General features: G+C 51.2%; 22 protein-coding genes, 1 other RNA gene, 1 pseudogene and 1 other annotated feature. Of the genes and pseudogenes, 16 read left to right on the forward strand and 8 right to left on the reverse strand.

Features of this window, described 5'->3' with window-relative positions:
* Positions 1-19: 19 nt before the first annotated feature.
* The 8 genes and pseudogenes from ABGT54_RS00740 to ABGT54_RS00775 all read left to right on the forward strand — a co-directional run.
* Positions 20-458 (forward strand): annotated as a pseudogene (locus tag ABGT54_RS00740) (aconitase family protein); the annotation flags it as partial.
* The gene (locus tag ABGT54_RS00745) at positions 455-946 is read left to right on the forward strand and encodes a 3-isopropylmalate dehydratase small subunit (protein WP_346662403.1); all 492 of its coding nucleotides are present in this window, start codon (positions 455-457) and stop codon (positions 944-946) included. The pseudogene ABGT54_RS00740 and the gene ABGT54_RS00745, both read left to right, overlap by 4 nt.
* Before the next feature lie 31 nt (positions 947-977).
* Positions 978-2,255, forward strand: coding sequence for a Na+/H+ antiporter NhaC family protein (locus ABGT54_RS00750; RefSeq protein WP_346662404.1), 1,278 nt, complete (start codon positions 978-980; stop codon positions 2,253-2,255).
* 12 nt (positions 2,256-2,267) lie between these two features.
* Positions 2,268-3,755, forward strand: a complete 1,488-nt coding sequence (thrC, locus tag ABGT54_RS00755; protein WP_346662405.1) for a threonine synthase — start codon at positions 2,268-2,270, stop codon at positions 3,753-3,755.
* Positions 3,756-3,970: 215 nt separating this feature from the next.
* On the forward strand, positions 3,971-5,296 hold the full coding sequence (locus ABGT54_RS00760) for an MATE family efflux transporter (protein WP_346662905.1): 1,326 nt from the start codon (positions 3,971-3,973) through the stop codon (positions 5,294-5,296).
* Between the two features lie 158 nt (positions 5,297-5,454).
* Positions 5,455-5,934, forward strand: coding sequence for a Cys-tRNA(Pro) deacylase (gene ybaK, locus ABGT54_RS00765; protein ID WP_346662406.1), 480 nt, complete (start codon positions 5,455-5,457; stop codon positions 5,932-5,934).
* A gap of 74 nt (positions 5,935-6,008) precedes the next feature.
* Positions 6,009-6,191, forward strand: a non-coding RNA gene (gene ssrS / locus ABGT54_RS00770) — 6S RNA.
* Positions 6,192-6,312: 121 nt separating this feature from the next.
* Positions 6,313-7,677, forward strand: a complete 1,365-nt coding sequence (locus tag ABGT54_RS00775) for a SpoIID/LytB domain-containing protein (protein WP_346662407.1) — start codon at positions 6,313-6,315, stop codon at positions 7,675-7,677.
* An 18-nt stretch (positions 7,678-7,695) separates the two neighbouring features.
* Here ABGT54_RS00775 and ABGT54_RS00780 read toward each other — a convergent pair whose 3' ends face one another.
* Complete coding sequence (locus ABGT54_RS00780; RefSeq protein WP_346662408.1) at positions 7,696-8,265, reverse strand: xanthine phosphoribosyltransferase; 570 nt, start codon at positions 8,263-8,265, stop codon at positions 7,696-7,698.
* A 212-nt stretch (positions 8,266-8,477) separates the two neighbouring features.
* Here ABGT54_RS00780 and ABGT54_RS00785 point away from each other — a divergent pair, with 212 nt between their 5' ends.
* The 6 genes from ABGT54_RS00785 (at position 8,478) to queA (ending at position 15,719) form a co-directional block, all read left to right on the forward strand.
* Positions 8,478-9,302, forward strand: coding sequence for a YihY/virulence factor BrkB family protein (locus tag ABGT54_RS00785; RefSeq protein WP_346662409.1), 825 nt, complete (start codon positions 8,478-8,480; stop codon positions 9,300-9,302).
* Positions 9,303-9,340: 38 nt separating this feature from the next.
* Positions 9,341-9,568, forward strand: a binding site (T-box leader).
* A 52-nt stretch (positions 9,569-9,620) separates the two neighbouring features.
* Positions 9,621-10,640, forward strand: a complete 1,020-nt coding sequence (gene pheS, locus ABGT54_RS00790; RefSeq protein WP_346662410.1) for a phenylalanine--tRNA ligase subunit alpha — start codon at positions 9,621-9,623, stop codon at positions 10,638-10,640.
* Positions 10,641-10,658: 18 nt separating this feature from the next.
* A complete protein-coding gene (pheT, locus tag ABGT54_RS00795) occupies positions 10,659-13,079 on the forward strand; it encodes a phenylalanine--tRNA ligase subunit beta (protein ID WP_346662411.1) in 2,421 nt (806 codons plus the stop codon).
* Positions 13,080-13,096: 17 nt separating this feature from the next.
* A complete protein-coding gene (gene sppA / locus ABGT54_RS00800; protein WP_346662412.1) occupies positions 13,097-14,074 on the forward strand; it encodes a signal peptide peptidase SppA in 978 nt (325 codons plus the stop codon).
* Positions 14,055-14,627, forward strand: coding sequence for an RDD family protein (locus ABGT54_RS00805; RefSeq protein ID WP_346662413.1), 573 nt, complete (start codon positions 14,055-14,057; stop codon positions 14,625-14,627). Before sppA ends, ABGT54_RS00805 begins: the two co-directional genes overlap by 20 nt.
* Positions 14,628-14,693: 66 nt before the next feature.
* Positions 14,694-15,719 carry a tRNA preQ1(34) S-adenosylmethionine ribosyltransferase-isomerase QueA gene (gene queA / locus ABGT54_RS00810; RefSeq protein WP_346662414.1) on the forward strand — a complete coding sequence of 342 codons (1,026 nt, stop codon included), beginning with the start codon at positions 14,694-14,696 and terminating at the stop codon, positions 15,717-15,719.
* An 83-nt stretch (positions 15,720-15,802) separates the two neighbouring features.
* On the opposite strand, the gene ABGT54_RS00815 is transcribed toward queA, so the two are convergent.
* Genes ABGT54_RS00815 through ABGT54_RS00830 form a run of 4 tightly spaced genes read right to left on the reverse strand, consistent with a single transcriptional unit; the run spans position 15,803 to position 20,130 of the window.
* The gene (locus ABGT54_RS00815; protein WP_346662415.1) at positions 15,803-17,071 is read right to left on the reverse strand and encodes a M18 family aminopeptidase; all 1,269 of its coding nucleotides are present in this window, start codon (positions 17,069-17,071) and stop codon (positions 15,803-15,805) included.
* A 36-nt stretch (positions 17,072-17,107) separates the two neighbouring features.
* The gene (locus tag ABGT54_RS00820) at positions 17,108-18,052 is read right to left on the reverse strand and encodes a hypothetical protein (RefSeq protein WP_346662416.1); all 945 of its coding nucleotides are present in this window, start codon (positions 18,050-18,052) and stop codon (positions 17,108-17,110) included.
* Positions 18,045-19,175, reverse strand: coding sequence for a DUF58 domain-containing protein (locus ABGT54_RS00825; RefSeq protein WP_346662417.1), 1,131 nt, complete (start codon positions 19,173-19,175; stop codon positions 18,045-18,047). The genes ABGT54_RS00820 and ABGT54_RS00825 overlap by 8 nt, the downstream gene beginning before the upstream one ends.
* A gap of 1 nt (position 19,176) precedes the next feature.
* Positions 19,177-20,130 carry a MoxR family ATPase gene (locus ABGT54_RS00830; RefSeq protein WP_346662418.1) on the reverse strand — a complete coding sequence of 318 codons (954 nt, stop codon included), beginning with the start codon at positions 20,128-20,130 and terminating at the stop codon, positions 19,177-19,179.
* Between the two features lie 217 nt (positions 20,131-20,347).
* Between ABGT54_RS00830 and ABGT54_RS00835 the strand changes: the two genes are divergently transcribed.
* Positions 20,348-21,049, forward strand: coding sequence for a YitT family protein (locus tag ABGT54_RS00835; protein ID WP_346662419.1), 702 nt, complete (start codon positions 20,348-20,350; stop codon positions 21,047-21,049).
* On the opposite strand, the gene ABGT54_RS00840 is transcribed toward ABGT54_RS00835, so the two are convergent.
* Genes ABGT54_RS00840 through ABGT54_RS00850 form a run of 3 tightly spaced genes read right to left on the reverse strand, consistent with a single transcriptional unit; the run spans position 20,984 to position 24,337 of the window.
* The gene (locus ABGT54_RS00840) at positions 20,984-21,907 is read right to left on the reverse strand and encodes a DMT family transporter (protein ID WP_346662420.1); all 924 of its coding nucleotides are present in this window, start codon (positions 21,905-21,907) and stop codon (positions 20,984-20,986) included. The two genes, ABGT54_RS00835 and ABGT54_RS00840, sit on opposite strands and share 66 nt — an antisense overlap.
* 41 nt (positions 21,908-21,948) lie before the next feature.
* A complete protein-coding gene (gene aroA / locus ABGT54_RS00845) occupies positions 21,949-23,253 on the reverse strand; it encodes a 3-phosphoshikimate 1-carboxyvinyltransferase (protein WP_346662421.1) in 1,305 nt (434 codons plus the stop codon).
* Positions 23,243-24,337 (reverse strand): prephenate dehydrogenase, encoded by a 1,095-nt coding sequence (locus ABGT54_RS00850; RefSeq protein ID WP_346662422.1) that lies wholly within the window; start codon positions 24,335-24,337, stop codon positions 23,243-23,245. Before ABGT54_RS00850 ends, aroA begins: the two co-directional genes overlap by 11 nt.
* A 200-nt stretch (positions 24,338-24,537) precedes the next feature.
* On the opposite strand from ABGT54_RS00850, the gene ABGT54_RS00855 reads away from it, so the two are divergent.
* Positions 24,538-26,616, forward strand: a complete 2,079-nt coding sequence (locus ABGT54_RS00855) for an elongation factor G (protein ID WP_346662423.1) — start codon at positions 24,538-24,540, stop codon at positions 26,614-26,616.
* Positions 26,617-26,632 lie beyond the last annotated feature (16 nt).

The following is a 26,632-nucleotide window of genomic DNA, read 5'->3' on the forward strand; positions in this document are numbered from 1 at the left end:
ACACTAGATCGCGTGTTAGACCATCGACGAGGTGGAGGCAATGGAACCCATCAAGATCGACCAGGTGGTGATCGGTTCCTGTACCAACCGGAAGAATGGAAGACATGCGTAAGGCAGCGGCCATCCTGAAAGGCCATACAGTGCACAGGGATGTACGCGTTATGGTTGTTCCCGCAACCCAGAAGATTTATAAGCAGTGTGTGGACGAAGGTCTGGTAGACATTTTTGTGGACGCAGGTTGTGCGGTGACTACGCCAAGCTGCGGGCCCTGTATGGGAGGCCATATGGGAGTCATGGGCCGCAGGAGAGAAATGCGTGTCTACCACCAACCGTAACTTTGTCGGCCGTATGGGCCATGTGGATTCCCTGATCTATCTTGCGTCACCGGAAGTGGCGGCTGCAGAGCGCGATCGCAGGTTATATTTGCAAATCCGGAGAAAGTAGGTGACAGATCATGAGAGCGGCAGGACATGTATTTAAATATGGAGACAATGTAGATACAGATGTGATCATTCCGGCAAGATACTTAAATTCTTTTGATGCAAAAGAACTGGCAAGTCATGCCATGGTGGATATTGATCCGGATTTCGTAAAGAAGGTGCAGCCCGGAGATATCATCGTGGCAAATAAAAATTTCGGCTGCGGCTCTTCCAGAGAGCATGCGCCTCTGTGCCTCAAAACGGCAGGGGTAAGCTGTATCATCGCAGAGACCTTTGCAAGAATCTTCTATCGCAATGCGATCAACATCGGCCTTCCTATCATTGAATGTCCGGAGGCGGCAAAAGGGATCGAGGCCGGCGATGAGGTGGAAGTAGATTTTGACAGCGGCAGGATCTATGACCGTACCAAAGGAACCGAGTATCAGGGACAGGCCTTCCCGGAATTTATGCAGAAGCTGATCGCTGCAGGCGGTCTGGTAAATTATACGAACAGTAAGAAAAAGTAAGATAAAATAAGAGATAAAAGAGGGTAATGGTATGAGGGAGCAAAAAGGAAATGCGGCGGCGCTGCTGCCGATCGGTATATTTCTGGTGATTTTTCTGGGATCAGGGATCGTAACCGGAGACTTCTACGCCATGCCGGCCATCGTCGCATTTCTGATCGCTTTGCTGGCGGCATTTTTGCAGCACCGGGAACTGGGATTCCAGGAAAAGATCGCGATCATATCCAAAGGCGTAGGCGATGAAAATATCATCACCATGAGCCTGATCTTTTTAAGCGCCGGGGCCTTCTCCGGGGCAGTAACTGCTGCCGGCGGCGTGGACAGCACCGTGAATCTGGGATTGTCTGTCCTGCCTGCCCACATCGCGGTGGTGGGGCTCTTTGTGATCGGCTGCTTTATATCGGTTTCCATGGGAACTTCGATGGGAACCATTGCGGCTCTTGCGCCGATTGCGGCAGGGATCAGCGAGAAGACCGGATTTGCCATGGCGATCTGCATCGGAGCGGTAGTCTGCGGCGCTATGTTTGGCGACAATCTGTCCATGATCTCGGACACCACCATTGCGGCGGTGAAGACCCAGGGGTGCGAGATGAAGGACAAGTTCCGGGAAAATTTTAAGATCGTGCTGCCGGCAGCGATCCTTACTATCGTCATTTTCTGGGCAGTAACCAGAAACGGAAGTTTTCAGATGACCGAGGAGCTGCCCTATCATGTGCTGCAGGTGATCCCCTATCTGGTGGTGCTGGTAGGGGCGCTGATCGGGATTAACGTGTTTGTGGTCCTGGTCACAGGAACAGTGCTTTCCCTGGTCATTGGCGTGGGCACGGGCAGTCTGGCCGCAGGGGAAATGTTTATCGCTGTGGGCGACGGTGTAACAGGGATGTATGATATTACGGTCATCTCTATCGTTGTGGCGTGTATTGTGTCTCTGGTAAGAGAATATGGCGGGATCCAGTTTATCCTGGATCTGATCCGCAGACGTATCCGCGGCCGGAGAGGCGCGGAAGCCGGGATTGCCGGACTTGCCCTTCTGGTGGATCTGTGTACGGCCAATAACACGGTGGCGATCGTGATGGCAGGGCCGATCGCAAAGGAGATCAGTGGGGAATTTCATGTGACAGGCAGGCGGTCCGCTTCTCTTCTGGATATCTTTACCTCCGTAGGACAGGGGCTGATCCCTTATGGCGCACAGCTGTTGTCTGCGGCCAGCCTGACCGGGCTGACGCCTTTTGAGATCCTGCCCTATCTGTACTATCCGGTATTGATGGGAGTCAGCGCAGTGTTGTTTATTATTTTTAAGAAAGCGGATTAAGAGGGAAAGAAGATGGAGCTGTATTATAAAAGTACGAGAAACTCAGATCTTCGGGTGAGCGCTTCCCGGGCGATTCTGACCGGGCTCGCCCCGGACGGCGGCCTGTTTGTGCCGGAAAGGATCCCGGCGCTTGAATTATCGCCTGTGGAACTGAAGTCCATGGACTATCATCAGATCGCTTATGCAGTGATGCAGAAGTTTTTGACGGATTATACGGAAGAGGAGCTTTGGGACTGCATCCGAAAGGCTTATGATGAAAAGTTTGACACCGAATGGATCGCGCCTCTTGTAAAGGCAGACGGCCGGTATTATCTGGAGCTGTTTCACGGAGCCACCATTGCATTTAAGGATATGGCTCTTTCCATCCTGCCCCATCTGATGACTGCGGCGGCGAAGAAGAATCACATAGACAAAAAGATTGTGATCCTGGCGGCAACTTCCGGTGATACAGGAAAGGCTGCCATGGCGGGATTCGCGGATGTGGAAGGAACCCGGATCATTGTTTTTTATCCCCGGGACGGTGTTAGCAAGGTTCAGAAGCTCCAGATGGTGACGCAGAAGGGAAACAATGTAGATGTGGCGGCTATCCGGGGGAATTTTGACCAGGCTCAGAGCGGGGTCAAGGCAATGTTTGAGGACCGGCAGCTGGGGAAAGAGCTGGCAGAGCATGGATATCAGTTCTCCTCTGCCAATTCAATCAATATCGGCAGGCTGGTGCCGCAGATCGTTTATTATGTTCATGCTTATGCAAGGCTTGTGGAGTATGGCGAGATCCGGCCGGGAGAGACGGTTAATCTTGTAGTCCCGACGGGAAATTTCGGAAATATCCTGGCGGCCTATTATGCGAAGCAGATGGGGTTGCCTTTTGGAAAGCTGATCTGTGCATCCAATGAAAACAAGGTGCTGTATGATTTCTTTGAAACCGGTGTGTATGACAGGAACCGGGCGTTTGTTCTGACTGCATCCCCGTCCATGGACATCCTGGTTTCCAGCAATCTGGAGCGGCTGATTTATCAGATCACGGGGGAGGACGCGCAGAAGACGGCGGAACGGATGAAGAGTCTTGGGGTTTCCGGCAGATATGGGATCACAGAAGAGATGAAGGAGAAACTGGCGGATTTTGACGCCGGATACGCAAGTGAAGCGCAGACAGCAGAAGAAATCCGTAAGGTCTATGAAAGAACCGGCTATGTGATCGATACACATACGGCTGTCGCTTCTTATGTCTGCAGGGAGTATGAGACGCGCACCGGCGACCGGCGCCCCTGTGTCATCGCATCTACGGCAAGTCCTTATAAATTTGCAAAAAGCGTGCTTTCAGCAATCAATCCGTCCCTGGAAGACAGGGATGAGATGGATCTTCTGGAGGAGATGCCGTCTGTGTCCGGCGTTGAGGCGCCGAAAGCGATCCGGGAGATCCGGGAGGCAGATATCCTGCATACCACTGAGTGTGAGCCGGAAAATATGAAAGACACCGTAAAAACATTTTTGGGTCTTTAAGGCATTTCAAATATTTCAACTGTTTAAAAGGCGAGATCCTTACTTGACAATTTCAAAAAGAGGAAGTAAGATATTTCTCGGAAAATATGTCGTGGATTTTTCCGGATTTTATCGTCTTTTCGCCACACAGCTATCAGAAACTGGTAACTGTGTGGCTTTTTTGTGGCAATGACGAGTCAAAGTCCCGGAAGAACCTGGTAGAATACGGAGGAAATATGAACGAAAACTTTATGAAAGAAAAACCGGTGCTGCCTCTGATCCTGTCCATGTCCTTGCCTATGGTACTGTCCATGATGGTTAATTCTCTTTACAACATTGTGGACAGCTTTTTTGTGGCCCGGATCAGCGAGGATGCCATGACGGCGTTGTCATTGGTTTATCCGGTTCAGAACTTTATCAATGCCATTGCCATTGGGTTTGGCGTAGGCATGAATGCGGTGATCGCTCTGCATCTGGGGGCAGGAGATGAGAAAAAGGCAAATATGGCCGCAACACTGGGAACAGTGTTGTCCATGGTACACGCGGTGGTGCTGACGGTTGTGGGGATTGTGATCATGCCGGGGTTCCTTCGGATGTTTACGTCCTCCCGGACAGTGATCGATCTGGGGATCCGGTATTCAACGATCGTCTTTCTGTTTACAACGGCGATTATGCTGGGACTGGTGTTTGAAAAAGTGTTTCAGGCAGTGGGGGCTATGAAGGTTACCATGGTGGGCCTTACCTGCGGATGCGTAGCCAATATCATTCTGGATCCGGTGATGATCTTTGGGATCGGACCATTTCCGGCCATGGGCATCGAAGGGGCGGCGCTGGCCACGGGAATCGGTCAGGTGGTATCGCTGGCGATCTACATTGGGGTGTATGTGTTCCGGCCCATCCGGGTGAAGATCAGCAGAAACTATGTGGCGCCGGAGAAATGGATGATCCTGCGGCTGTATGCCATCGGGATCCCGGCCACCTTAAACCTGGCGCTGCCGTCGCTTCTGATCTCGGCGCTCAATGCGATCCTTGCCGCTTATTCCCAGGTCTATGTGCTGGTGCTTGGCATCTACTATAAGCTGCAGACCTTCCTCTATCTGCCTGCCAATGGATTTGTCCAGGGAATGCGGCCCCTTGTGGGGTTCAATTACGGCGCCGGAGAAAAGGGCAGAGTCCGGAAGATCTACCGCATCGTCCTTGGGATGAGTGGAGTCATCATGCTTTTTGGGACGGTGATCTGTCTGGCTGTTCCCGGGCGGCTGATGGGGCTGTTTACACATAATCAGGAGACCATCCGTGCCGGAGAATCTGCCCTTCGCATTATCAGCGCAGGATTTGTAGTTTCCGCAGTGTCGGTCACATCTTCCGGAGCGCTGGAAGGCCTGGGGAAAGGCGTGCCGTCTCTTGTGATCTCTCTTTTCCGGTACGTCCTCATTATCATACCTGCCGCATTTTTCCTAAGCAGGAGCTTTGGGGCGGCCGGCGTATGGAACGCATTCTGGATCGCGGAAGCAGTGACTGCGATCGTGGCCTATCTGGTGTATCGGAAACATTCCAGGTAAAGGAGCAGGATCATGGGGATGACTCTGGCAGATTCCTTCCGCTAAAAAAGAAAACAGGATTTGTGTGGCAGAGAAGAAAGATCCGGAGTATAATTTACCATATGACAGAGCGTTTATGAATGGATAAGGAAGCAATACAGGGAGGAGAATAGAGAAGTATGGGCAAGAAGGAAGAAAAGACGAATGTAATGCGGATCCTGGAACAGAAAAAGATTGATTATGTGAGTCATAATTATGTGGAGACCGGAGCGGTCAGCGGCCTTGAAGTGGCGGCCGCCCTGGGGGAAGATCCCGACCGGGCGTTTAAGACGCTGGTAACGGTGGGAAAGACAAAGGAACATTATGTGTTTGTGGTTCCGGTGAGCAAAGAGCTGAATCTGAAGAAGGCGGCACAGTGTGTGGGCGAGAAGAGTATCGAGATGATCAAATCCAAAGAACTTCTTCCGCTTACGGGATATGTGCATGGGGGATGTTCTCCGATCGGGATGAAGAAACAGTTCGTGACAGTCATTGATCAAAGCGCAGAAAATTTCGACAGGATCATGTTCAGCGCCGGGAAGATCGGATATCAGGTCGAGGTGCGTCTTTCGGATCTTCAAAAAGTTATCCGCTGTAAGCTTGGAGAGATCGCGGAGTAAGAGAAAGGCGACAACGCGGAATCTTATGCAAGACAGTTGTAAAAAGCAGGTAAATGGGTTATAATATCTTTAGTGGAAACCTGGGATGTTCGATACCTCTCGTAATTTTGAACCTACAATACTTTAAACGGGACTCCTATATCTCTGTAATATGTCAGGCCTCCGATTGTGCTAGTGGAAGGCAGAAAAGCAGATGCGGACACCCACCTAGCTGTGGCTAGGAGTCAAAATACGGGAAACGGCATTCCGGGGACTATACAAATGATGAGGCAGCCGCTTGATGCGGCTGTCTTTTTTGTGTCGTGAAACGTCAGAGAGATTCATATCGCCCGGCGATCTGTCATACGTTAAAACGAGAGAGGACAGGGAGGGCGGCTCATGTACAGTTGCAGAAAAAGGCGAAAAACATATAGGGCGCTCTGTTATATTCTGGCGCTTGGGATCTGCCTCCTTTTTACTGCAGGCCTGCAGTCGTCGCTTTCCGGGGCGGACAACCGGACCGGGCAGCAGGAAAAGGAGGAGGACGGTCCGGAAAGAAAAAGAGCGCGGCGGGAACCGGAAGAACAAAATGAAAGAACAAAGGAAGCAGGAGTCTCAAACCCCGATATCCGCGTACTGCTTTTAAGCACAGGTTATCAGAATGAAGCACATCCGGAGGTAAGCGTCTCCTCTGCATCCGGTCTGCAGATTACCTGTGCCGGGAAAACGGAAGAATGGCCGGCAGGGAAGATGTGGACAATCCGCCCGGATGACAGGAGATTGAAAGACGGTGTGATCCGCCTGCAGGCAAAAGATGGCGGAGATCTTACGCTTGGAAGCATCGAGAGGGGCTGCGGACAGCCTTCTTACGGGGGGACGCTGGAACTCCTGGCTACGGCGGAGGGCATCGTTGTGATCAATGAACTGCCGGTGGAGACGTATCTTTGCCGGGTGGTTCCAAGTGAGATGCCGGCTTCCTATGAGCTGGAAGCTTTGAAAGCACAGGCGGTCTGCGCCAGAAGTTATGCGTACCGTCAGATGGAGTCTTACGGGTATCCGGAGTACCAGGCCCATGTCAATGACAGTACGGATTATCAGGTCTATGGAAATTCAGCGGCCCAGGAGTCTTCGACCAGAGCGGTGGAAGAAACGGCCGGGCAGACGCTGTGTTACCGGGGAGAGATTGTAACGGCTTATTATTACTCCACTTCCTGCGGCCACACGACCAGTCTGGAAGCCTGGGGAACTGCCCCAAACGGGCAGAATCAGTATCTGCAGTCTGTGCATGTGGGGGATGGAAAAGAAGATTATGAAAAAGATCTCCCCTGGTACCGGTGGGAGGCGAAGATTCCAATCCGGGTGCTCTCGGATCTGGCGGGGCTGAATCTTAGGCAGGATCTGGGGATGCTGACGGATGTGGAGGTGACCAGAAGAGGTCCGGGCGATGTGGCCCTTGCGGTTACTTTTACCGGGGAGAAAGGAAGCGCTGTCGTGGAAACGGAAAATAAGATCCGCAGGGCGTTTGGAGGAAGCGGGTACGAGATCACCAGGCAGGACGGGACCAGCGCTGCGTCAGGGAGTCTTCTGCCCAGCGCTTTTTTTACGGTCGAAAAAAACGGAGATACCTTTGTTGTCCGTGGCGGCGGATATGGACACGGCATTGGCATGAGTCAGAACGGAGCAAATGAGATGGCAAAAAAAGGAAAAAGCTGCCAGGAGATCCTGCAGCTTTTCTACCAGGGGACGGAAATCGTCAGCAACTGAACTTGCCGGGAGCGGAACTTAGCGGAACGTCAGACTGTCGTCGGTCATGGAATCGATGACGGCCAGAGATTCCAGATGGATGCCTGCGTCCCGGATTAGCGTTCCGCCCTGCTGAAATCCTTTTTCGATCACGATGCCTGCGCCTTCGATGGAAGCGCCTGCATCCCGGATCAGACTGATCAGTCCCATCAGGGCGCAGCCGTTGGCAAGAAAATCATCAATGATCAGCACATGATCTTCCGGGCTTATAAATTTTTTGGATACGATCACGTCATAGACTTTTTTGTGAGTAAAAGACTCTACTTTTGTATGATAAATCTCACCGTCAATGTTAATACTCTGGGCTTTTTTTGCAAATACTACCGGTACATGAAAGTACTGGGCCGCCAGGCAGGCGATCCCGATGCCGGAAGATTCGATGGTCAGGATCTTGGTGATCTTGTCGCTTGGGAACCGGCGGCGGAATTCTCTGCCGATCTCGTTGATCAGATCAATGTCCATCTGATGATTTAAAAAGCTGTCTACCTTCAGTACATTGCCTGGCTTAACTACGCCATCTTTCAAAATCCGTTCTTTTAAAAGCTCCATCTTTGTTTCCTTCCTTAGTAAGATTTTTGTGTTTAAGATATATACTAACGGATTGCCCGTGGTTTTTCAATAGACAAACCAGGAAAAATCGAGTAAAATGTAGGGAAGTATTAGCAAAGTATTCGCACAGATAAGGCGGATATTCCGGAAGAACGATCCCGGCGGCAGACCGTACGCAGGGATGGTTCCCGTCAGGATAACAGGTGAGAAGAATGAAAAAAATCAGAGAAATCTATCAGAAAATTACAGCGGTCACAGAAGAGATCGGGAGCAATCATGTGGGGGCGTATGCGGCGCAGTCTGCATATTTCTTTATGCTGTGTATGATCCCGATCATTCTTCTTCTCCTGACTCTGGTGCGCTACACGCCGGTAACCAAAGCCGATGTGATGACGGCGGTTATGCAGGTGTTTCCCTCTTCTGTAGGGTCTACGATGGCGACGGTGGTAAATCAGGTATACAACCAGTCTATGGGCATCATTCCCATTACCATTATCGTGGCGCTGTGGTCGGCTGGGAAGGGCGTACTGGCTGTGACAAACGGACTGAACTGTGTCTATAAATGCACAGAGACCCGTAATTATGTCATTCTTCGTCTCCGCTCTACCTTGTATACCATGATGTTTTTGCTAGTGATCCTGTTCCTATTGGTGTTGTCGGTATTTGGAAATTCTCTGAATATCTTTGTTTCAGAACATCTTCCGATCTTTCGGGAATTTGCAGACCGGATGATCGAGATCCGGGCAATCCTGACGCCGGTGGTTATGGTTGCCTTTTCTCTGCTGATCTATAAGTTTCTACCAAACCGCAGAGACACTCTTTTTCGTCAGCTTCCGGGAGCTGTATTTGCAGCCATCGGCTGGATGGCAATTTCTTGGGTGTTTTCTGTGTATGTGGATGTGTTCACCGGATTTTCCAGTATGTACGGAAGTCTGACTACGATCGTGCTGATCATGCTGTGGATGTATTTCTGCATGTACTGTATCCTGCTGGGGGGAGAGCTGAACATGAGGATTTTCCCGGGAGATTTTTCTTGACATCTGCAGCACATGTGTTTACAATAAATGAGGTATAAGAAAAAGCGATGACCGTGTCAGTAGAGACCCATTTTCCCGCAGAGAGGAGAGATCAGCGGCTGGAAGTCTTTCCGGGTTCAGATGGCGATCGAATTTCCCACGTTAGCTGCATCTTTGAACGAAAGAGTAGGAGATGCCGTCCATGCACGTTACGCAGAGAATGAGCGCCCGTTCGGCAATAGAGAGCGGGAAGCAGGGTGGTAACACGGGTAGATCTCGTCCCTTTTTTAAGGGACGATTTTTTTATTTCTTTAATGAATTTTGAAAGGAAGGAAAACGATGCAGGAAAAGCTGAAGAACATCAAAGAAGAGGCTCTAAGAGCCATTGAAGCGGCAGATGTGCCGGAAAAATTAAATGATGTGCGGGTAAAGTTCCTGGGGAAAAAGGGAGAACTGACCGCCGTATTAAAAGGAATGAAGAATGTGGCTCCGGAGGAGAGACCCAAGGTGGGTCAGCTGGTCAATGAGACCCGTGCCGCGATTGAGTCGGTGCTGGAGGAGACCCGTAAAAATATGGAAAAGGCAATCCGGGAAGAACGCCTGAAACAGGAAGTCATCGACGTGACGCTGCCTTCCAGGAAAAACCTGGTGGGACACAGCCATCCCAATACCATCGCGCTTGAGGAAGTAGAGCGTATCTTTGTGGGCATGGGTTACGAGGTGGTAGAAGGTCCGGAAGTCGAATATGATCTTTACAACTTTGAGAAACTGAACATTCCGGACGGGCATCCGGCCAAGGATGAGCAGGATACCTTCTACATCAATAAGGACATTGTGCTGCGGACCCAGACTTCTTCTGTGCAGGCCCGTGTCATGGAAAACACAAAACCGCCGATCCGCGTGATCTCCCCGGGCCGTGTGTTCCGTTCGGATGAGGTGGATGCCACCCATTCTCCTTCTTTCCATCAGATCGAGGGACTGGTAATCGATAAAAATGTATCTTTTGCAGATCTTAAGGGAACGCTGGAGGTGTTTGCAAAAGAGCTGTTCGGACCGGAGACAAAGACGAAGTTCCGTCCTCATCATTTCCCGTTTACCGAGCCAAGCGCAGAGGTAGATGTGTCCTGCTTCAAATGTGGAGGCAAGGGATGCCGGTTCTGTAAGGGATCCGGCTGGATCGAGATCCTGGGCTGCGGTATGGTACATCCGCATGTGCTGGAAATGTGCGGCATCGATCCGACTGTTTATTCTGGTTTCGCTTTTGGCGTAGGCCTGGAGCGTATTGCTCTTTTGAAGTACGAGATCGACGACATGCGGCTGCTGTATGAAAACGATATCAGATTCTTGCGGCAGTTCTAGGAAAGGAGACAAATCATTATGAATACATCATTATCATGGATTAAGGCCTATGTTCCGGACCTTGACGTGACGGCACAGGAATATACGGATGCGATGACGCTCTCCGGGACAAAGGTAGAAGGATATGAGAAACTGGATGCAGACCTGGACAAGATCGTGGTTGGACAGATTGAGAAGATCGAGAAGCATCCAGACGCAGATAAACTGATCATCTGTCAGGTAAATATAGGAACTGAGACCATCCAGATCGTGACCGGCGCGCCCAATGTGCATGAGGGCGACAAGGTTCCGGTGGTACTGGACGGCGGACGCGTGGCCGGGGGACATGAGCCGGGAAGCCGTGTGGCCGGAGGCATCAAGATCAAGAAAGGAAAGTTAAGAGGCGTGGAGAGCTGCGGTATGATGTGCTCCATCGAGGAACTGGGCTCTAACCGGGATATGTATCCGGACGCCCCGGAGGAAGGCATCTACATTTTCCCGGAAGATACAGAAGTGGGAGCTGATGCGATAGAAGTGCTGGGACTCCATGATGTGGTCTTTGAATATGAGGTTACGTCGAACCGCGTAGATTGTTTCAGTGTGGTGGGGATCGCCAGAGAAGCTGCGGCGACTTTTGGAAAGAAGTTCTGCCCGCCTGTGGTAACCCCGACCGGAAACAGTGAAAATGCGGCGGATTATATTAAGGTCTCTGTGAAAAATACAGATCTCTGTCCGAGATACTGTGCAAGAGTGGTAAAAAATATCAAGATCGGACCTTCTCCGGAATGGATGCAGAGAAGACTGGCCTCTGTGGGGATCCGTCCCATCAACAATCTGGTGGATATCACTAATTATGTGATGGAAGAATATGGACAGCCCATGCACGCCTACGATCTGGATACCATCGAGGATCGCGAGATCGTAGTCCGCACTGCAGCAAAGGGAGAGAAGTTTACTACACTGGACGGCCAGGAACGCCAGATGGATGAAACGGTTCTGATGATCTGCGACGGCAGGAAGTCCATCGGCATCGCAGGAATCATGGGAGGAGAAAATTCCATGATCACAGACGATGTACACACCATGCTGTTTGAGGCGGCATGTTTTGATGGCACCAACATCCGGAAGTCCAGCAAAAAGGTAGGGCTTCGGACCGATGCTTCCGGTAAATTTGAGAAGGGCCTGGATCCCAATAATGCACAGGCAGCTATTGACCGCGCCTGCCAGCTGGTAGAGGAGATGGGCGCCGGAGAAGTGGTAGGCGGTATGGTAGACGTTTATCCCCAGAAGCGGGAAGAGATCCGACTGCCCTTCCGTCCGGACGAGATCAATGTTCTGTTGGGAACAGACATTTCCCCGGAGGAGATGTTGGGGTACTTTGAGAAGATTGACCTGGGATATGACGCGGAGAAACAGGAAGTGATCGTGCCAACCTTCCGTCAGGATCTTCTGCGTACCGCAGATCTGGCAGAGGAAGTGGCAAGGTTCTTTGGATATGACAATATCCCCACTACGCTTCCCAGGGGAGAGTCCACTATGGGCAAACTGCCTTTTAAGCTGCGGGTGGAGGAGATCGCAAGGGAGATCGCAGAGTTCTGCGGCTTCAGCCAGGGCATGACCTATTCCTTTGAAAGCCCCAAGGTATTTGATAAGCTGAATCTTCCACAGGATTCCAGCCTGCGCCGGGCGATTGAGATCATGAATCCGCTGGGAGAGGATTACAGCGTGATGCGGACCACACCGCTCAATGGAATGCTGACTTCTCTTGCTACGAATTATAACCGGAGAAATAAAAATGTCAGGCTGTATGAGCTGGCAAATGTATACCTGCCGGATGAACTGCCTCTGAAGGAGCTGCCGCAGGAAAGGATGCAGTTTACGCTTGGTATGTACGGCGATGGCGACTTTTACAGCATGAAGGGCGTGGTTGAGGAGTTCCTGGAAAAAGCGGGACTTTCTGAGAAAGAAGTGTATGACCCGAACAGCAAGAAGCCGTACCTTCATCCGGGACGCCAGGCGGATATTGTGTACAAAGGTACTGTGATCGGATATCTGGGCGAGGTACATCCGGATGTGGCCGACACTTATGGCATTGGCGAACGGGCATACCTTGCCGTGCTGGATATGCCGGCAGTGACAGAGTTCGCTACCTTTGACCGGAAATATGCCGGCATTGCCAGATATCCGGCAGTGAACCGGGATATCAGTATGGTGATGCCAAAAGAGATCCTGGCCGGTCAGGTAGAAGAAGTGATTGAAAAAGAGGGAGGAAAATATCTGGAAAGTTACGCGCTCTTTGATATTTATGAAGGAGCACAGATTAAAGAAGGATATAAATCTCTGGCATATTCGATCGTATTCCGCGCGCAGGATAAGACACTGGAGGACGCAGAAGTATCTGAAGCCATGGACCGGATCCTGAAGGGCCTGGAAGCCATGGATATTGAACTTCGGAAATAGCGGGGAGAATACTGCATATGAAAAAGAAACAGATCATTGGTCTTGTGGTTGCGGTGGCGCTGTTTATCGTGACAGGAGTGACCAGCGTGCTGACGAATACGTTGTCTGAAAAACTGCTTGAGAGCAGTGTGGAGACTCTGCTTGCAGGGGACTATACCTTCGACGCTCCAAATCAGGATTATATCGGCGTGGTGCGTGTGGAAGGGACGATACAGGAGCAGACGGACGGAGGTTCTTTGTATGCGTCTTCCGGGTATCTGCATACGACTACGCTGGAGTATATTGATGAACTGATGGAGGATCCAAAGAACCAGGGGATCCTCCTGTATGTAGACTCTCCTGGCGGTACGGTTTATGAGTCGGAGGAACTGTATCGGAAACTTATGGAGTACAAGGAAGAAACCGGACGTCCCATCTGGGATTATATGTCTCACTATGCGGCTTCCGGCGGATATATGATCTCTATGGCTGCCGATGAGATTTATGCAAATTCCAATACAGTGACCGGCTCCATTGGTGTGATCATGTCAGGCTATGATCTGACCGGGCTGTATGAAAAGCTGGGAATCCGTTATGTAAGTATTACCAGCGGAAATAATAAGGACAGCAGTCAGATGACCGATGAGCAGATCGCTATTTATCAGACACAGGTGGATGAATATTACCAGAAGTTTGTAGAGATTGTGGCTGATGGCAGAGGAATGTCAGAAGATGAGGTAAAGGCACTGGCCGATGGACGGACTTATACTGCCGGACAGGCGCTGGAGCTTGGCCTGATCGATCAGGTCAGTCTTTATGATGATATGAAAGACGCCATGAGCGAGGCCCTGGGCACGGATGTATTTTATGAACTGGAGACCCGGGACAGTGTGTGGACTTCTCTGTTCGCAGGGATAGAAGAGGTTGTGCCAAAATCAGAAGCACAGATCCTGATCGAGGCGGCAGATGAGATGGAAAGCGGGGTGCCCATGTATTATGCAGAGCAATTACCGTAGTCCATACGCCGGATACGAGCCCAATGACGGGGAGGCAGGGATACACAGACCGTTCTCCTGCGCCGGGGCGGCAGATTACGCCGGATTCTGGGTGCGGCTTGCGGCTTATGCGATCGACAGCGTTATTGTATTTGCGGGCCTGCTCTTCGTCCGGTTGTCTCTGGCGGTTTTTTCGTCCCTTTTATCCGGGACCTGGATGCTGGAAAATATTTTGTTTCATTATACTTTGAAAGATCTTTTACTTTACGGGTGCCAGGTGCTGTATTTTATCCTGTGTACTTATCTGACCGGGACGACGCCGGGAAAGCGGCTGATGAATCTTCGTGTTGTCAGTGCATGTCCGGACGAGCCGCTGAAGCTGTGGGATGTGATTTACCGGGAGACTATCGGAAGGTTCCTGTGCAGTTTCTTTTTGGGACTTGGTTATATCATTGCCGGTCTGGACAGGGAAAAGAGAGGGCTGCATGATATCCTGTGCGATACCCGGGTGATTTACGCAAAGAAGATCAGGGCAGTTCCGGGATATCCCGGAACAGAGTCTGGAAACAGGTGAAAAGGAAACACAGAATACAGAGAATCAATAAGAAATATAAAACAGTAGAAGGGATTCTGAATCATCATGAAACGACAGGATTTTTATTATGATCTGCCGGAAGAACTGATCGCCCAGGATCCGCTGAAAGACCGGTCCAGCTCCAGGCTTCTTGTGTTAGACAAGGAGTCGGGGGCTGTTTCCCATCATGTGTTTCGGGAGATTACGGACTATCTGGAGGCAGGAGACTGTCTGGTGATCAATGACACGAAGGTGATTCCGGCCAGACTGATCGGTTCCAAGATCGGGACTGATGCAAAGATAGAGATTTTATTATTAAAGCGGAGAGAAAATAATGTCTGGGAAACATTGGTGAAACCAGGGAAAAAGGCAAAAATCGGTACCAAGATCCGTTTCGGGGAAGGTCTTCTGGTGGGAGAAGTCATTGATGTGGTAGAAGAAGGAAACCGGCTGATACAGTTTACTTTTGAAGGGATTTTTGAAGAGATCCTGGATCAGCTGGGGCAGATGCCTCTGCCGCCTTATATCACGCACCAGCTGGAAGATAAAGACCGTTACAATACCGTTTATGCAGAACATTCCGGGTCGGCCGCCGCTCCAACGGCGGGCCTGCATTTCACGCCGGAGCTTCTGGAAGAAATTCAGAAAAAAGGGGTGGACGTTGCCAGGGTGACGCTACATGTAGGCCTTGGAACCTTTCGCCCGGTCAAGGTAGATGAGATTACGGATCACCACATGCACTCGGAGTTTTATCAGATCGATGCCCAGGCGGCAGAAAAAATCAACCGTGCAAAAGAAAACGGGCACCGGGTTATTTGCGTGGGAACCACCAGCTGCCGTACCATCGAGTCTGCTGCGGACGAGAACGGCCGCCTGGAGGCAAAAAGCGGATGGACAGAAATCTTCATCTATCCAGGCTATCACTTTAAAGTACTGGATTGCCTGATCACCAATTTTCATCTGCCAGAGTCCACGCTGATCATGCTGGTGTCCGCACTGGCAGGCCGGGAACATGTGCTGGCAGCCTATGAAGAAGCAGTAAAAGAGCGGTACCGGTTCTTCAGTTTTGGAGACGCTATGCTGATAAAGTAACAGATGGGGACGTAGACCTTTTGCAAAGGTCTACGTCCCAAATTGCATTTTACCCTGTCCCTTTTTGGCATTTAGGGTGTACCTTATGCAAAGAATTGTTCTGCCACCCGGATCAGATATTCGACGTCTTTTACGCCTGCGGTTTCGTAAGGGGAGTGCATGGCCAGCTGGGGGAGGCCGATGTCTGCGGTGTGCAGTGCGACCCGGGTATTGGAGATGTTTCCAAGTGTGGAGCCCCCGGCCATGTCTGAGCGGTTGGCGAAGGTCTGCACAGGCACGTCTGCTTTTTTACAAAGATCCCGGAACATGGCGGCGGAGATGCCATCGGTGCAGTATTTCTGGTTGGCGTTGTATTTGATCACGATACCGCCGTTCAGGTAGGGCCTGTTGGTGGGATCGGCTTTGTCCGGATGGTTGGGATGAACGGCGTGTGCATTGTCTGCAGAGAGCATCATACTGTCAGCCAGACACATGAGATAATCTTCCGTGGACCTGCCAAGCCCAAGAAAGATCCGGGTCAGGGTATCATAGAGAAATGTGGAGGCAGCGCCCTGTCTGGTGCTGCTCCCTACTTCTTCATTGTCAAATACACAGTGCAGATTGAGGTACTGCTCCTTTTTTCCGGCAAGAAAGCCGGAAAGGGATGCAAAGGCGCACAGCAGGTCATCCAGCCGGCCGCAGGAAATAAATTCATTTTCTGCGCCCCAGACGCTGGCTTTTTCCCGGTTGTAGAGGAAAAGGTCATGGCTTAAGACTGCGTCCACTTCCACGCCGGCCGCTTCCGACACGATTTTCATAAAGCTGTCCTTTGCCGTAATATTTCCGTAAAGAGGAAGCATGTCTTTTTGTGGATTGTAGGTGTATCCCTTGTTGGCATCCGGATTCATGTGAATGGCCAGATTGGGGATCAGAGCCAGATCCCGCCGGACGTTGACCAGCCTGCTGACATAGTCTCCGGTATGCGGGTCTTTGATGACGACCCGGCCGGCTGCAGACAGAGGGCGATCCAGCCAGGGGGCCAGGAGCATGCCGCCGTACCGTTCCACATTCAGGCGGATGTAATGCCCTTCTGTTTCAAGTTCCGGGTTTTCCTTGAGCTTAAAGCAGGGCGAGTCGCTGTGGCTGGCCAGGATGTGCATAGTTTTCCAGGAACCGGCGGGAATGGTAAAAGCAATCAGAGAGGAATCGTTGCGGGTGACATAGTAGCGTCCTGCGGAAGTCAGATTCCAGGACTCGTTTTCGGAAAGCCGGATAAAGCCGTTGCGGTCCAGTTCGGCTTTTGTGTTCTCGATTGCGTGAAAACAGGTGGGACTTTCCTCCAGGAACTGGATCAGTTGAGAAATCGTACGCATAAATGAATCTCCTTTTCGTCAGATTTGTTGTGCCAGTTATTTTAAAGCGGCCGCTCCCCTGCGGGCCTTGTCTACATCTGCTCCCGTACAGGTTTCATTGCTGTACCGGGCTTTTTCGTAGGCTTCATGAAGTTCTTTCTGGCCGGGAAAACCAGTAAGGCCTGCCAGATCTTCGATCTGGGACGGGGTCATGGAGCGGGCCGGAGTCTGCCGGGAGGACATGTGCCGCCGGACAGAACGGATATACAGCTTACGGATGCGGCATTCCGGACTACTGTCAAAAAAGGGAATATGGCCGGAAGCCTGCTTCTTTTCAGTCCGTTCTTTCGCCATTTTGGGAGAAACAAACTCCCGTACATCCATGCCTTCTTTTCGCCGTACGGAAGTAAGCTTTCGCAACAACGAACGGAAAAGAAAAAAGATCAGCCACAGCAGAAAAACGACCGTGATAAGGACCGCCAGATGTTCCAGAAATTGTCCAAGAAATGAGGGGCCGCCGGATGGCGCTGCCGCAGCAAAGGCGCCGGCCTGCGGAAGAGAAACCTCTTCTTCCAGAACGTCTTGCGGGGAAAATCCGCTGTTTCCCGGGAAAATATGGCTAAGGATTAAACGAAGCGCTGCGCCAAGGTATTCTTTTATGGTATGCCACACATTTTGCCAGGGCAGATGCAGGAGCAGATACATAAAACCTCCCGTTGCCAGCAAAAAAGCAGCGAGCAGCAGAGTGTTGAGCAGGCGGATCCGCTGCTTCGGAACAAAGGACACGTCTCTGTTCATGGTCAGGTACCGGTAGATTCCCTGCTGGTTCCTGTGGATCAGCCAGGAGAAAATATCCAGGACGAACAGCCGGTAGCCGTACCTGGCGAAAGCGGCATCGTGGGTGATTATGGTTGCAAAGTAGAGGCATCCTGCCACAACCAGCACTGCAAAATGCAGTTCCCAGAGGGAGTGGCGGCAATATGCCTGATATAGCTTACGCAATGCGGGACACCTCCCATCGAAGCGGATCGGCGGCAGGGCACCGTTCCGGCAGAAAATCCATGTCTTTAAAGAGAGGCGCGATCCAGCGGGAACCGGAGGCCTTGCGGCAGAGAAGGTCGAAGGCCTGAAGAAGCCCCTGCTTCTGGGAATACGAGATCAGAAGATAGAGGTCGGTACTGTGTCCGCCGGCCAGCTCTCCTGTGATGGCGGGAGTCAGGTCTTTCAGATCCTGACAGCGATCGCTAAGGCGCGCCAGTCCTTCTTTCACGGACCGGATATGGTGAAGACCTGCTCCGGCGGAAAGGACGAACTCCTCTTTGGTCAGGACGTCTGTGCCGTTGGAGATCAGTCGGACCGGGATCCCCTGGGAAAGAAACTGTTCGGCGAAGGTATCGGCAAGACGGATCGCATCTTCAAACAGACGTTCATAGTGCCAGGAGGAGTCATCTGCCAGATTCAAAAAAATGGTAACCTGACGGCTGGCCGTATAATCGTGGACATTGACCATAAATTCTCCGGCTCTGGCCGTTGCCTTCCAGTTAATATCTTTCATGGGATCCTGAGGTTGGTAGGGCCTCAGACCCCGAAATTCAAAGGGATCTTCATAAGAAGATTTGCGGGTCAAAAGGGTTCCCATCATTTTCTGAAAGGGCGCCCGGATCTGGACAAACGGAATGGGTCGTGGATAGACATAAAGGGCAGTGTCCGTACCTCTGGAGACCAGAGATTTCCGGGAATGGAAGAGGTCATAAGAGATCAGGTCCAGATCCCAGATCTGGTAATAACCCCGTTTTTCTGCCCGGAAAGGCAGTGTCCGGGATATTTTTTCATAGGACAGTACGGAAAAAATATCGTTTCGGTAATTGTTGTCTGTAGTGGCAGTATTTTCGGCTTCTTTGAAGAGCAGTTTCCGGCTGACTGAAAATTTCACCTGCAATGTGAGAAGGGGAAATGCTTTGCGGTTGATGATGACTTCATGGAGAGAGGAATCTTCTCCCTCATTTACTGCGCGTCTGTCGAACCGGATCTGTACTTCCAGTCCCCTGTCCCAGTATTTTTTATGATATAGCATCTGCAGCAGATACAGGATGCCTGCTGCAGACAGGGTAAGTAAAAGAACCATGTTATTTTCCCCATTCTTCTGTCGGTACTTCTGTTTTGTTCAGGAGGTCTTCGATCAATCTCTCAGCCGCCCGGTCAAAGGCATGGCCGGCAGGAAATACGATGCGGTGAGCGAGGACGGGAACCGCCAGCGTTTTGATATCTTCCGGTACTACATAACTGCGGCCGCAGATCATGGCGTATGCGCGGACGGCCCGCAGGAGGGCCAGTGTCCCCCGGGGACTCACTCCGCTTAGACATTCTGCGGAAGTGCGGGTGGCCTCTACGATCCGGGCAATGTAATCGATCAGAATGGGGTGCACCTGCACACCCAGGCAATCCTGTCCAAGCCGGATAAGGTCGTCGGCTGTGCAGACTGGTTCCAGTTCGGCAAGAGGGCTTGCGGTGAGGAACCGTTCCATGATGACACATTCTTCCTGAACAGTGGGGAGTCCCATGGAAAGCTGCATCAGAAAGCGGTCCATCTGTGCCTCAGGCAGAGGAAAGGTACCGGCAGTTTCAATGGGATTCTGGGTGGCGATTACAAAAAAAGGAGATTCCAGCGGATAAGTCGTCCCGTCCACAGTTACCTGGCGCTCCTCCATACATTCCAGAAGCGCCGACTGGGTTCTGGGCGTGGCCCGGTTAATCTCATCTGCCAGAAGGATATTGGAAAATACCGGCCCTTTGCGGAAGGTAAAGGCTCCTTCCTTCTGGTCATAATAATTAAGGCCGGTCACATCCGAAGGCAGCAGATCCGGCGTAAACTGGATCCGGCCAAATACCGCGTCAATAGAGCGGGCAAGGGATTTGGCCATGACCGTCTTTCCGGTGCCGGGAACGTCTTCCAGAAGGACATGTCCCCCTGCGATGAGGGCGGTAAGGACCAGATCGGTCACTTCTTCTCTTCCCACCAGGACTTTGGCGATATTGGACTTAAGAGCCTGGATTTTTTCTGTCTGTGTTTCCTGATTCATATGCATGACTCCTTGATTATTTTTGTTGGATAATTCTGAAAAGAATTATACCGTATTTTTCATGGATTTCAAAGGAAATCTGTCGCTCTTTTCAGAGGACAGAAGAAAAGAAAAGCAAAAAAAGATTGACCCTGGTATCATACCAGGGTTTATCCTGTTTACAGAAGCCAGAGCGTTTTCAGGCCCTGGCAGAAGAAAGAACAGGAGGAATGATAGTATGTTTCGGCGGATCTCATCCGCAGTTGTAAAAGATCTGAAGCGGGTGTTTACTCCAGGGACCATTGCCTGTATTGTGATCGGTACGGCGATCGCGTCTTTTGGACTTCACAATGTACATCAGAGAACAGGGATCACGGAAGGAGGCGTGCTGGGGATGATCCTGCTCCTTGGGCACTGGTTCCACATCCCGGCGGCAATCGCGTCTCCGGTCCTGGATCTGTGTTGTTATCTGCTGGCGTTTCGGATGCTGGGAAAAGACTTTTTGAAAACTTCGGCGTTTGCGTCGGTCTGCCTGGCCGGATGGTTCTTTGTATGGGAAAGACTTCCCTATCTTTTTCCGGATCTGTCGGGAAGCCCTTTTCTGGCAGCAATCGCAGGAGCCTTGTTTATCGGTGTGGGCGTGGGACTGGTAGTAAGAAAAGGAGCTTCTTCGGGAGGAGACGACGCGCTGGCAATGGCCATATCCAAGGCGCTTAAGTGCCGGATCGCGGCGGCTTATCTGTTTACAGATGTGACCGTGCTTCTGCTGTCGCTTACTTATCTGCCGGCTCACAAGATCGCTTACTCACTGATCACGGTTACCTTGTCATCCACCCTTCTTGACCTGGTAAAAAGCGTGTCCAGGGAAAGCCTTTCAAGACGCTTTGCTCTGGGAACGGCCAAGAACAATAATTGCCGCAGTGGTGAGGATCAGGCCTGACACTGACAGGACGGTAGGCGCCTCGGAAAAGACAAGGAAACCAAAGAGCATGGCGGCAGCCGGTTCACTGGCGGCCAGAATGGACGCGGTCCCCGCGTCAATAAAACTTAAGGAAGAAGTATAAAACACATAAGGAAGAGCGGAAGTCACCAGAGAATGGGCCAGCATAAAGAGCGGCATCAGACTTCCGCCTTTTTCTATGGTTACAGGGATCAGCCCCCAGTTGGTGCCGGGGATCAGAGCGACCAGTGAGGCCAGAAGGCAGTAGAACGTAATCGTAAGAGCATGATATCCCCGTTTCATAGCCGCTTTGCTGAAAATGCTGTAAAGCGCGTAAAAAAAGGCGGATCCGATACCGCAGATCACGGCGATGGGAGAAAGGTCTGCCCCGGATCCACTTTCCAGAACCCGGCTGACCAGCACGCAGCCAAGAAGTGCGGCTGCCATGCAGACGCCTTTTTGCAGCGTCATTTTCTCGTGAAAAAAGAACACGGAAAAAGTGACCACAAAAAGGGGAGACATGCTAAGGAGCACGGAGGCCAGAGCCAGCGTCCCGTGTTTTATAGCTTCGTTGTAGGTCAGGTTGATGCCGAACATGCCCAGGATCCCGCCTCCTAAGAATATCCAGAGGTCTTTTGGGCGGATTTTCAGAAGGGTCCGGTCGTAAAAAAACAGTCCGGCGCCCAGCAGGATGACGGCTACAATGATCCGGGTAAAGAGCATGGTAAAGTTATCCATGCCAAGGGCGTCGAACCGGCGGACAAAGATGCCGCCGGACCCCCACATGATGCCGGACAATACCGGCATGGCCATGATCAGCCTGGTGATCACGGGAGATTTCGCAGATGTTTTTTTCATAGAGCGCGCTCTCTTTCTTAATCTTAATTCGTATCGACAGATCAGCGTTCGCAGAGTCGTTCCAGTTCCGAAAAGAATCCGGGATAGGATACGTCCACGCACTGGCTGTCCAGAATGGAGGAGGAACCGTCTGCGGTCAGTGCCGCAATGGCGAAAGCCATGGCAATCCGATGGTCCAGGTAAGAATGGATGTCTGTGCCGTGAAGGGGGCGTCCGCCCCGGATGATCATGCCGTCATCGGTGGGGGTGATATCAGCTCCCATGGCAGCCAGATTTTCTGTTACGGTGTCAATGCGGTTAGTTTCTTTGACTTTTAGTTCTGCAGCGTCCCGGATGATCGTTTTCCCGTCGGCAAAAGCAGCCAGCACGGCCAGGATGGGGATCTCATCGATCAGGGTGGGGATGAGAGAGCCTTCGATCACCGTTCCGTGAAGAGAGGAGCCGCAGACCAGAATATCAGCAGTCATTTCGCCGCCCTGGGTAGTCTGGTTTAAAAGAGTGAGGTCTGCGCCCATATCCTGGCAGACTTTTAAAAATCCGGCTCTTGTAGGGTTCAGTCCTACATGTTTCACCAGAATCTCAGAGTCTGGGACCAGGAGGCCGGCCGCAATGAAATAGGCGGCTGAAGAAATGTCTCCCGGCACCCGGATGTCCCGGGCATACAGTTCTTCACAGGGAAGCACGCAGGCAGTGGCAGAGCCGTCCGGATGAACGCAGGACGAAACAGAAGCCCCGAAGCTTTTCAGCATCAGCTCTGTGTGGTTGCGGGAAAGGGACGGTTCTGTTACGGAAGTTTCCCCGCTGGCATAGAGTCCGGCAAGCAGGACCGCTGACTTTACCTGTGCGGAAGCCACAGGGGACTGGTAATGGATTCCCTGCAAGGGGCCAGGCTCGATGCGAAGCGGCGCACAGCCGTTCCCGCCGATGCTGGTAATGTGGGCGCCCATCTGATTTAGGGGCGTCATGATCCGCCCCATGGGACGGGAATTTAAGGAGTCATCCCCGGAAAGGACGCAGGGAAAGGACTGACCGGCAAGGATTCCGGAAATCAGCCGGGTAGTGGTCCCGCTGTTCCCGGTATCCAGGATCTCTTTTGGAGCCCGGAGGCCATGGAGGCCTTTCCCGTATACCAGTACCTGATCTTTTTTGGCTTCGATCGCGACTCCCAGTTTCCGGAAGCAGGAGATGGTGGACAGACAGTCCGCTCCGCTTAGAAAATGGGAGATCCTGGTAGTACCTTTTGCCACGGAACCGAGCATAACGGCTCTGTGAGAGATGGACTTGTCCCCGGGTACCAGGATTTCTCCTTTGCAATTGTGCGACGGCTGGATGATTCTAACGCTCATAGACAATATACCTGTATTTCTGCAGAAGTTCCGCCGCTTTTCTGGAAGCGGCCTCATCATAGAACTCAATCCGCAGAACTCCTTCTTCAAATTCACGGTTATGGACGATGCCGATGTTTTTGATATTAATGCCGCCGGATGCCAGGATGGTGGCGATGGCAGCGATCCCGCCTGCCTCGTCGATGATGTCGCAGTAGACGGCGTAGGCTTTCTTGATGGGACCGGAAGATGTCTCGGAGATGGAATTGCGGTAACTTCTGGACTGTTCAAAAAGCTGGTATATCCAGTTCCCATCGCCTGCACAGATATGTTCTCTCGCAGTTTCCAGGCTCCGGATATAGAGCTCCAGGATCCGGGCAATGTTTTCTTTATTCTCCTCACAGATGTGCTGCCACATGACCGGCGAGGAGGAGGCGATGCGGGTCAGATCCTTAAAACCTCCGGCTGCCAGAGTCTTCATCCGCTCATCTTTGGTATCCGTGTCCCGGACCAGTCCTACCAGACTGGCCGCAATGATATGGGGCAGATGGCTGATCGTGCCGGTGATCCAGTCATGGGTTTTGGCGTCCAGAAGAATGGGGAGAGTTTTTAATCCCTGTAAAAATTCCTGGAACTCCCGGATCTTCTTTGGAGGGACCCGGTCAGAGGGCGTCAGCACATAGTAAGCATTCTCCAGAAGCATGGCTCTGGAGTTGGCATATCCGCTTTTTTCAGATCCTGCCATCGGGTGTCCGCCGATAAAAGAACTGCCGATTCCCAGGGATTCTGCTTCCTGGTGGATGCCGGATTTTACGCTGCCTACATCGCTTAAGATACAGTCTTCATCCAGATAGCGGGAAAGCTGTCTAAGACAGGCTCTGTTGGAGGAAACCGGCGCGCACAGGAAAAGATAGCGGCAGCCCCGGAAATTGTCGTCCAGGGAGGTGGCCGCCACATCGATGACCGATTCCAGAGTGGCAAGAGCCAGAGTTTCCTTATTTTTATCGAAAGCTACAATCTCACAGTCCGGGTAATACTGGCGGATGGCTTTTGCGAGAGAACCGCCGATCAGACCCAGGCCGATAAATCCGATTTTTGTTTTCATTATGAAAAAATTCCTTTCAAATCATTCAGAAGATCATACAAAGTCTATTGTAACCTTAAAAAAGCTGCTTTGTCAACACTTTGACACTTTAAAGTAAAAAAGCCGTACAAGTTGTAAAAAATGTATAAATCAGTTGTAATATTGGAAGATTTTTAGTACAATGTACACATGAGATTTTACCAATAAGGAGGCAGCACAATATGAAGGTTTACAGAACGGATGAAATTAGAAACGTAGTCCTGCTCGGGCACGGCGGATGTGGAAAAACCAGCCTGGTCGAAGCTATGGCATACGTATCAGGAGCCACAAATCGTATGGGAAAGGTGACCGATAAAAATACGATCAGTGACTTTGATAAAGAAGAGCAGAAACGTGAATTTTCCATCAGCACTACTCTGGTGCCGATCGAATGGGAAAAAGCAAAGATCAATGTTCTGGATACTCCCGGATATTTTGATTTTGTGGGAGAGGTAGAAGAGGCAGTCAGCGTTGCGGACGCGGCAGTCATTGTAGTATCTGGAAAAGCAGGCGTGGAAGTAGGAACGGAGAAGGCCTGGGATCTCTGCGATAAATACAATCTGCCCCGTATGATCTATGTGACAGAGATGGATGTAGATGACGCCAGCTTCCGCCAGGTGGTGCAGGATCTGACAGATCGTTACGGCAAAGTGATCGCGCCTCATTTCCAGCCGATCCGTGAAAATGAAAAGCTGGTGGGCTATGTCAATGTAATTAAGAATGCGGGCCGCCGCTACACCGGCATCGGTCAGAGAGAAGAATGTGAGATTCCCGATTACTGCAAACCCAATCTGGAAATCTACAGGGAGAAGCTTCTGGAAGCAGTGGCGGAGACCAGCGATGAATTTATGGAGCGGTATTTTGCAGGAGAAGAGTTTTCTGTAGAAGAGATCCGCGCCGCTATGCGTACCGAGGTTATGGAGGGATCGATCGTTCCGGTGGCTATGGGCTCCAACATCCAGGCACAGGGCGTTGCCAACCTTCTGTCCGACATTGTAAGATTTTTCCCGAGTCCTGACTGGAGAGAGTGTGCAGGCATTAACCGCAAGACAAACGAGATTTACGAAGCAAATTATGACTTTGCAAAGGCAAAGACCGCCTATGTATTTAAGACGATGGTGGATCCGTTTATTGGAAAATATTCCTTCATTAAAGTGTGCTCCGGCGTGCTGAAAGGAGAGGATGTTCTTTATAATGCAGACTCAGAAGCGGATGAAAAGCTTGGCAAGATCTATACTATGATCGGTAATAAGCCGGTAGAGGTCAGCGAATTGTTTGCAGGCGACATCGGAGCCATCGGTAAACTGGCTAATACCAAGACCGGAGATACGCTGTCTACCAAGACTACACCGATCCTGTACGGAAGAACCGAGTACTCCAAGCCCTACACCTATATGAGATATGTGACCAGGAATAAAGGAGACGAAGACAAAGTATCCCAAGCGCTGCAGAAGATGATGGCAGAGGATGTAACATTAAAGGCGGTGAATGACAGCGAGAACCGTCAGTCTCTGATCTACGGTATGGGGGATCAGCATCTGGAGATTGCTGTCAGCAAGCTGGCAGAACGGTATAAATGTGAAGTGACCCTGGAGACGCCAAAGGTTGCATTCCGGGAGACCATCAAGAAAAAATCAGATGTAGATACCAAATATAAGAAGCAGTCCGGCGGACACGGACAGTATGGCCATGTAAAGATGACCTTTGAACCCTCCGGCGATCTGGAGACGCCTTATGTATTTGAAGAAACTGTTGTGGGCGGAGCCGTTCCCAAGAACTATTTCCCGGCAGTGGAAAAAGGTCTGCAGGAGTCTGTACAGAGAGGACCTCTGGCCGGATACCCGGTAGTGGGTGTAAAGGCCACCTTATATGACGGATCTTACCATCCGGTAGACTCTTCGGAAATGGCCTTTAAGACAGCTACCATCCAGGCATTCAAGAAAGGATTTATGGAAGCTGCTCCGATCCTCTTAGAGCCGATTGCTTCCATTAAAGTAGATGTTCCGGACGACTATACCGGAGATGTAATGGGCGATCTGAATAAGCGCCGCGGTCGTGTGCTTGGCATGAATCCGATTTCTGGCGGCAGACAGGAGATTGTGGCGGACATTCCTATGACCGGACTCTTTGGATACTGCACGGTGCTGCGTTCCATGACCGGAGGAAGAGGAAGCTATTCTTACGAGTTTGCGCGTTATGAACAGGCGCCTTCTGATGTGCAGGAAGCTGAGATTAAAAAGCGCGCGGAAGAGGATGTGTAAAATCCCTGTAAAGCCC

The sequence above is a fragment of the uncultured Merdimonas sp. genome, assembly GCF_963929015.1.
Taxonomy (GTDB): Bacteria; Bacillota; Clostridia; order Lachnospirales; family Lachnospiraceae; genus Merdimonas.

Coding starts and splice junctions, on each gene's coding strand:
- ABGT54_RS00840 (WP_346662420.1), bottom strand. CDS start 21,907: ATGAAAAAAACATCTGCGAAATCTCCCGTGATCACCAGGCTGATCATG.
- ABGT54_RS00855 (WP_346662423.1), top strand. CDS start 24,538: ATGAAGGTTTACAGAACGGATGAAATTAGAAACGTAGTCCTGCTCGGG.
- ABGT54_RS00775 (WP_346662407.1), top strand. CDS start 6,313: ATGTACAGTTGCAGAAAAAGGCGAAAAACATATAGGGCGCTCTGTTAT.
- pheS (WP_346662410.1), top strand. CDS start 9,621: ATGCAGGAAAAGCTGAAGAACATCAAAGAAGAGGCTCTAAGAGCCATT.
- ABGT54_RS00750 (WP_346662404.1), top strand. CDS start 978: ATGAGGGAGCAAAAAGGAAATGCGGCGGCGCTGCTGCCGATCGGTATA.
- ABGT54_RS00805 (WP_346662413.1), top strand. CDS start 14,055: ATGCAGAGCAATTACCGTAGTCCATACGCCGGATACGAGCCCAATGAC.
- ABGT54_RS00745 (WP_346662403.1), top strand. CDS start 455: ATGAGAGCGGCAGGACATGTATTTAAATATGGAGACAATGTAGATACA.
- ABGT54_RS00830 (WP_346662418.1), bottom strand. CDS start 20,130: ATGAATCAGGAAACACAGACAGAAAAAATCCAGGCTCTTAAGTCCAAT.
- ABGT54_RS00835 (WP_346662419.1), top strand. CDS start 20,348: ATGTTTCGGCGGATCTCATCCGCAGTTGTAAAAGATCTGAAGCGGGTG.
- ABGT54_RS00825 (WP_346662417.1), bottom strand. CDS start 19,175: ATGGTTCTTTTACTTACCCTGTCTGCAGCAGGCATCCTGTATCTGCTG.
- ybaK (WP_346662406.1), top strand. CDS start 5,455: ATGGGCAAGAAGGAAGAAAAGACGAATGTAATGCGGATCCTGGAACAG.
- aroA (WP_346662421.1), bottom strand. CDS start 23,253: ATGAGCGTTAGAATCATCCAGCCGTCGCACAATTGCAAAGGAGAAATC.
- ABGT54_RS00815 (WP_346662415.1), bottom strand. CDS start 17,071: ATGCGTACGATTTCTCAACTGATCCAGTTCCTGGAGGAAAGTCCCACC.
- ABGT54_RS00780 (WP_346662408.1), bottom strand. CDS start 8,265: ATGGAGCTTTTAAAAGAACGGATTTTGAAAGATGGCGTAGTTAAGCCA.
- ABGT54_RS00785 (WP_346662409.1), top strand. CDS start 8,478: ATGAAAAAAATCAGAGAAATCTATCAGAAAATTACAGCGGTCACAGAA.
- pheT (WP_346662411.1), top strand. CDS start 10,659: ATGAATACATCATTATCATGGATTAAGGCCTATGTTCCGGACCTTGAC.
- ABGT54_RS00850 (WP_346662422.1), bottom strand. CDS start 24,337: ATGAAAACAAAAATCGGATTTATCGGCCTGGGTCTGATCGGCGGTTCT.
- sppA (WP_346662412.1), top strand. CDS start 13,097: ATGAAAAAGAAACAGATCATTGGTCTTGTGGTTGCGGTGGCGCTGTTT.
- ABGT54_RS00760 (WP_346662905.1), top strand. CDS start 3,971: ATGAACGAAAACTTTATGAAAGAAAAACCGGTGCTGCCTCTGATCCTG.
- thrC (WP_346662405.1), top strand. CDS start 2,268: ATGGAGCTGTATTATAAAAGTACGAGAAACTCAGATCTTCGGGTGAGC.
- queA (WP_346662414.1), top strand. CDS start 14,694: ATGAAACGACAGGATTTTTATTATGATCTGCCGGAAGAACTGATCGCC.